Raw genomic sequence first — 5,182 nt, 5'->3', positions numbered from 1 at the left:
CTTCCGCGGAGCAGCACTAGCCTGTCCCCGTGACGCCCACCGATGATCGACAGTTCCCCGCCGCACTTGCCGGTGCGATGGCCGTTCGATTCGACTACGCCGACGGGAAGAACGGGGTCGGCTTCGAGCCCTTCCCGGCCTTCCTGTCCGATGCCGAGACCGCCGACTGGTTCCAGGCATGGACCGGGAACCGCGAACTGGACGGCAGGGACTTCCGCGTGTTCGGACAGGACGGCTCGGGCGGGTACGCGGCGATCTGGCTCATCCGCCCGGGCCGGCCACTGGCCGAGCAGCCCGGTGTCTTCCTCGGGTCCGAGGGCGAGACCGGTGTCGTCGCCCGCGACCTGGGCGACTTCCTGTGGCTACTGGCCGACGGCTTCGGCCCCTGGGAAGCCGCCACCTCGTACGAGCCCGACTGGAACGCGCACCCCAATCCGGAGTTGGCAGCCATCGCCGAAGGATTCGCACCGCACCAGAGCCGGTCGGCGGCAGCCGTGATCGAGCTGGCGGCCCAGGAGTTCCCCGACTTCGACGACACCATCATGGAGCTCTGCCGCTGAACCCAGCGTCGCCACCCGCACGACCGGCCGGAATCCCTGGACAAACCTCAATCGGACGCGAGTGATCACCGCCGAACTCGCCGCTTCGGCACGGTCCCCACGGCAGGGGAATCGGGGCCGCTCACTCAAGTCACCACGCCCCTCTGTCGCGTTCGAGCATCGCTGTAGCCTCTGGCCATGAATCATGGGGAAGGCGAGGACGCGCTGGTTCTGGAGGCTCGCGAGATGCTGGCCACCGGACAGGGCGAGGAGGAGGTCTTCGCCGAACTGGCCGCGCGCACCGGTGAGTGGGACGCCTGCGCGTTGGCCCTATGTCTGGCCCTGGGAGCGCCCCGGCCGGACGCCGAAGTCCGGATCCGTGAGGTTCGGCCCCTCTTCGACGAGTTCGAGGCGGGAGAGGAAGACCTCGTCGCCATGTTTCTCGCCTGTGGGCATGTGTTCGTCGTGGACCGGGTGCTGGACGGTCGCGGTGAGCGGATCCGCGATCTGTTGTGGACTGCCGCGTGCGCCCGTGGAGGCTTTCCTGGCGGCATGATCCCCTGGTTTCGTACCGGGGAGCTCACGAAGATCTTCCTGCTCTTCGAGAAAACGCGGTTCCGTGACGGGCGGGGCTCACCTCCAGAGTTCTGGGCAGCCATGGTTACGGCCGGGGAACTACTGGCGACCGAGGACGGTCCGGACCAGGCAGAGGTGACGGCGGGGCTGGAACATTCCCGGGCGCAGGCAACCTCCCTCGGTACGGGATCTCAGATGCGGCCGTGAGAGGAGACCAGGGACTCCGGTACGTACTCGGGCACCGTGCCGAGCAGTGCGTCGATGGCCGCGCGACCCTTGCCGCCGGCCTCGGGCATGAAGTGGGCATAGTGGTCCAGGGTGATGGTCGGACTTGAGTGACCGAGCCACCGGGCGAGCGTGACAATGGACTCGCCCGCTTCGAGGAGGACCGAGGCGTAAGTGTGCCGGAGCACGTGGAAGCCGTCCCTGCGTGAAGCCTTCCACCGCGCACCCTTCTCCCGTACGGGAATGACTCCGGCCACGGCGAGGGCCGGCTTCCAGGCCTCGTCGTTGAAGACGTTGGCGCGGATGGCGTTGCCGTACGTCGTCGTGAGGACGAGCGGGAAGCTCTGCTTCTCCCGGTCGGGCTCCGGTCCGCCCCAGGGAAGCTCGACGTCGACCGCCGGATGGTCGAGGAAGTATGCGGCCAGTTCCGTGGCCACCGACCGGGGCATGTCGACGATGCACGTCTTGCCACCCTTGGGCAGGGCGAAGTAGAGGCGCCCGGAGAGGAGTCGCACCTGCCTGCGCACTCGGATGACACCGCGTTCGAAGTCGATGTCCCTCGGCGACAGCCCGAAAACCTCGCCCTGGCGCAGCCCACACCCCAGCGCGACGACGACCGCGATCCGGTAGCGAGGATTGATGACGTCCCGCACCCTCTGTGCCGTTGCCAGCGGCCACGCGTCACGATCCTCGTCGGGGGCCTTCGGCCAACGCACCGTCTTGGCCCGCATCGGGTTGCGGACGAGGCGCTTGTCGTCGATCGCGGTCTCGAAGATGTTCGACAGCGAGGTAAGGATCTGCCTGGCGTACCGCGGAGAGCACTCGCCTTCGAGCGTGGCTATGTAGCCGCGCAGGACGGTCGCCGACACGTCGCGCAGCGCCACCGCACCGAGGTGCGGAAGGATGTGGAGTCGTACGCGCTCGTCAACTCGTTTGACCGTGCCGGGCGCGCCGCGAACGCCGGCGCGCCAGTGGCGCGTGACGAAGTCCGTCAAGGTGATGGAGCCGTCGCGCGGGTCGACGAACTCGCCTCGTTCGCTGTCGGTGCCAGACCGCCGGAGCCACCCCTTGGCGTCCTCCAGCACGTCGAACGACATGTCCCGGACGCCAGGGATTCCAGCGACACGATATCGGGACCCCTTGCCGTAACGGGTCGTACGCTCACGCTTCCCTGTGACGGGATCCTTCTTCTTTTTGATCCAACGGTCTTCGATATAGCCAGCCAAAGAATTCCTCGGGGTTAGGGTTGAGCGTAGGGCAGTAAGGCCGGGTAGATCCGTCAGGCTGTGGTCGGATACCCGGCGCGATGCTGCGGGGCGGCATTCACCGGGCTTAGGGAGGTATTGCTACGGGAGTCCGCCTGCTCCTGTCCCCGGATCCACTCGTCAAGTGTTTCGATCCGGTACATCACCCGTCCGCTCCGCCCCATCCGAAAACTCGGCGGACCTTGGCGACGGTGCCGCCACACGTAAAGGGTGCAGGGCGACAGCCCCAGGTATTCGGCAGCTTCACGCACGTTCAGAAAACCCCTCCCCAGCGGCGACACACGGGGAGACGTAGGGGCATTCGCCAGCAATTCACTGTCACGAGCAACACTTCGCACGTATCGAACCTTCGGGGTCTTCCGTCGACAACCTGCGGCGACGGACATCGGGCATGACGAGCCCGCCCCCGCTTGCTGTCAGGCAGGTGGAGCGGACTACTTCTATGGTCTGGAGAATCCCCGGTTTGGCTGACCGGGGATCGTCGGGTATAAGCCGGGGCGGCGTCACCGCACACCCACCCCGGACCCCTGCATCGCGGGCTGGAGCAAGGCAAGTGGGGAGACACCGAGGGCGGCCGCAATGGCGACGAGGTCGTCCACGTCGCAGCGCCGGCGGGTGCATTCGATGCGGGACAGCATGGTGTTGGTCATGGGGTGGCCGAGCTCGGTGACACGGGCAGCGAGCTCGCGCTGGGCGAACCCGCGCGAGGTGCGCAGGTGCTCGATAGCGTGGGCGGTCCGTTCTCCGGCGGGACCGATTTCCGTAGCTCGTCGGGGCATGCGTCTGTTGTAGCTCGGCTTCCCAGGTTCACGTAATCGCGGAAGCCCAGACATGGGACTTTGGGGCCCGTTTCGCGGAGAACGAACTGCCGATTCCCGCATAGGCGGCCATTGCGGAACTACGACCCATCTCGGACCACAGAGGTCCGCACACCATCAGCGACTCCGGGCGGCGGAAACATAGATCGCCTCTCCTACCCCGGTCAATGGATTTCGGGGTGCGATCTTCGCCGCTCTCCCTACGCCGTCGACTTTTTGGTCAACCGGGGATTCGCCCTTACTGTGAAGACGTTCGCGATCAGCGATGCGCTCTGACGCTTTTCCAGTGCTGATTCGCTGGACTTGCGCGGGCTGGGTGTGGCTGTCTTGGCCAAGCACCCCTGACAAAGGAATCGGCTCCCGGCGTTGCAGCGCCGAGAGCCGATGGGAGTCCCTTGTCCAAACCGCCCACTCCTGAACGGATCTGAGGAACGTCTATGCCCAACAGTACGGCCGAAGCAGCCGTCCGCACACCCGCGCCCACCCCGGCGTCGCCGTCCCAGCCGCAGGCGAAGGCGGGGCGATAGGCATGGCACGCATCCGCACCATCAAGCCGGAAGCCTTCAGCTCCGAATCGCTGGCCGCCGTCAGCATCACCGCGGAGCGGACGTTCTTCGGTCTGCTCACCCAGGCCGACGACCACGGCCGGTTCCGTGACCAGTCCGCCGTCATCGCAGGCCTCTTGTGGTCCCTACGACCCGAACACGGACCGATCGAGGTCGAGGACGACCTCACCCAGCTCGCCGGCAATGAACTCATCTGCCGGTACGAGGGCGAGGACGGCAAGCGATACCTGCACATCGTGACCTTCTCCAAGCACCAGAAGGTCAACCGCCCCAGCGGTGTCCGGCACCCGAACTGCCCCTACCACGATGGCGGCCGGGTACCCCTGACTTCACCGCTGGCGCAGGGAGGGCTCCGTGAGGCGTCCGTGCACCATCAGGCGCCCGCCCCGGAGCTCGCACCCACACCTCATGCCGCTCCGATGATCCCCGTATCCGCAGGTCAGGACGGGTTCAGTGAGCCCTCCGTGCAGCATCATGGGGAGATGCGGGAGCCTGCGCCGAGCCCTCACGGTCCGGATCTAGGACCTAGGATCATGGATCTAGGATCTCCGTTGGGAGGCGCGAGCGCCCCCACCCCACCCCAGACCGTCACGACCCAGCAGCTGGTCGGCGAGTACGCCGCCGCGTGCGGGAAGCGTCCCCGGAGAGCGTTCTGGGCCATGTCGGCCGGGAGATGAGCAAACTGCTGCGCGAAGGCATCGACCCGGAGCACGTCCGAGCCGGGGTCGAGCGCATGCGCGTCAAGAGCCTCCACCCGAGCGTGCTGCCCAGCCTGGTCAACGAGGCCATGAACCCGCCCCAGGCCGCCGCTGGCGCCCGCCGGGTCTCTCAGCCGTACACCAACCCCGTTGACGCCGAAGCCGCTTACGGAGGCCAGCTGTGACCACCGCGACCCGCGAACCCCAGCGTGCTGGCGCCCTGGTAGCCCGTCTCCAGGCCATCCTCGCTGCCAAGGGCATCGACCCCGACACCGCACCCGCCGGGCCCATTGCGGAACCGGTGACCGCCCTGGAACTCGCCGCCCGCCGCATCCCGCCCCGCTACCGCGAGGCACTCGCCACGCAACCCGAAGTCCGGGGCTGGGTGGAGGCGGTCACCTGCGCCGGGCGGAACGGGCCGGCCGGTACCCGGGGCATCGCCTACGGCCCCTCGCTGCTGATCGCCGGGCCCACCGTTATCAACGGGGCTTGAGC

At 67.3% G+C, this 5,182-nt stretch carries 6 protein-coding genes and 1 pseudogene; 4 read left to right on the top strand and 3 right to left on the bottom strand.

Annotated elements, in window-relative coordinates; translation table 11 throughout:
• Positions 1 to 29 precede the first annotated feature (29 nt).
• Both J7F03_RS10355 and J7F03_RS10350 read left to right on the top strand, forming a co-directional pair.
• Positions 30 to 560, top strand: a complete 531-nt coding sequence (locus tag J7F03_RS10355; RefSeq protein WP_214948405.1) for an SMI1/KNR4 family protein — start codon at positions 30 to 32, stop codon at positions 558 to 560.
• Between the two features lie 177 nt (positions 561 to 737).
• Positions 738 to 1,322 carry a hypothetical protein gene (locus J7F03_RS10350; protein ID WP_214948404.1) on the top strand — a complete coding sequence of 195 codons (585 nt, stop codon included), beginning with the start codon at positions 738 to 740 and terminating at the stop codon, positions 1,320 to 1,322.
• Here the strand turns inward: J7F03_RS10350 and J7F03_RS10345 are convergent.
• From J7F03_RS10345 to J7F03_RS10335, 3 genes are all read right to left on the bottom strand, one after another.
• The gene (locus J7F03_RS10345; protein ID WP_251071708.1) at positions 1,307 to 2,437 is read right to left on the bottom strand and encodes a site-specific integrase; all 1,131 of its coding nucleotides are present in this window, start codon (positions 2,435 to 2,437) and stop codon (positions 1,307 to 1,309) included. The genes J7F03_RS10350 and J7F03_RS10345 overlap by 16 nt on opposite strands.
• Before the next feature lie 182 nt (positions 2,438 to 2,619).
• Complete coding sequence (locus J7F03_RS10340; RefSeq protein ID WP_214948402.1) at positions 2,620 to 2,991, bottom strand: AlpA family transcriptional regulator; 372 nt, start codon at positions 2,989 to 2,991, stop codon at positions 2,620 to 2,622.
• Positions 2,992 to 3,108: 117 nt separating this feature from the next.
• The gene (locus tag J7F03_RS10335) at positions 3,109 to 3,384 is read right to left on the bottom strand and encodes a helix-turn-helix domain-containing protein (protein WP_214948401.1); all 276 of its coding nucleotides are present in this window, start codon (positions 3,382 to 3,384) and stop codon (positions 3,109 to 3,111) included.
• Between the two features lie 568 nt (positions 3,385 to 3,952).
• On the opposite strand from J7F03_RS10335, the pseudogene J7F03_RS10330 reads away from it, so the two are divergent.
• Both J7F03_RS10330 and J7F03_RS10325 read left to right on the top strand, forming a co-directional pair.
• Positions 3,953 to 4,872 (top strand): annotated as a pseudogene (locus J7F03_RS10330) (hypothetical protein).
• Positions 4,869 to 5,180 (top strand): hypothetical protein, encoded by a 312-nt coding sequence (locus J7F03_RS10325; RefSeq protein ID WP_214948400.1) that lies wholly within the window; start codon positions 4,869 to 4,871, stop codon positions 5,178 to 5,180. The pseudogene J7F03_RS10330 and the gene J7F03_RS10325 overlap by 4 nt, the downstream one beginning before the upstream one ends.
• The last annotated feature ends 2 nt before the right edge of the window (positions 5,181 to 5,182 follow it).

The sequence above is a fragment of the Streptomyces sp. ISL-43 genome (genome assembly GCF_018614195.1).
GTDB lineage: Bacteria > Actinomycetota > Actinomycetes > Streptomycetales > Streptomycetaceae > Streptomyces.
The sequence above is the reverse complement of the archived record's forward strand: the minus strand, read 5'-3'. Positions and strand labels throughout refer to the sequence as shown.

Excerpts from the sequence above, each read along its gene's own strand:
- J7F03_RS10350 (WP_214948404.1), top strand. The coding sequence starts at position 738 with ATGAATCATGGGGAAGGCGAGGACGCGCTGGTTCTGGAGGCTCGCGAG.
- J7F03_RS10345 (WP_251071708.1), bottom strand. The coding sequence starts at position 2,437 with ATGTCGTTCGACGTGCTGGAGGACGCCAAGGGGTGGCTCCGGCGGTCT.
- J7F03_RS10340 (WP_214948402.1), bottom strand. The coding sequence starts at position 2,991 with ATGTCCGTCGCCGCAGGTTGTCGACGGAAGACCCCGAAGGTTCGATAC.
- J7F03_RS10335 (WP_214948401.1), bottom strand. The coding sequence starts at position 3,384 with ATGCCCCGACGAGCTACGGAAATCGGTCCCGCCGGAGAACGGACCGCC.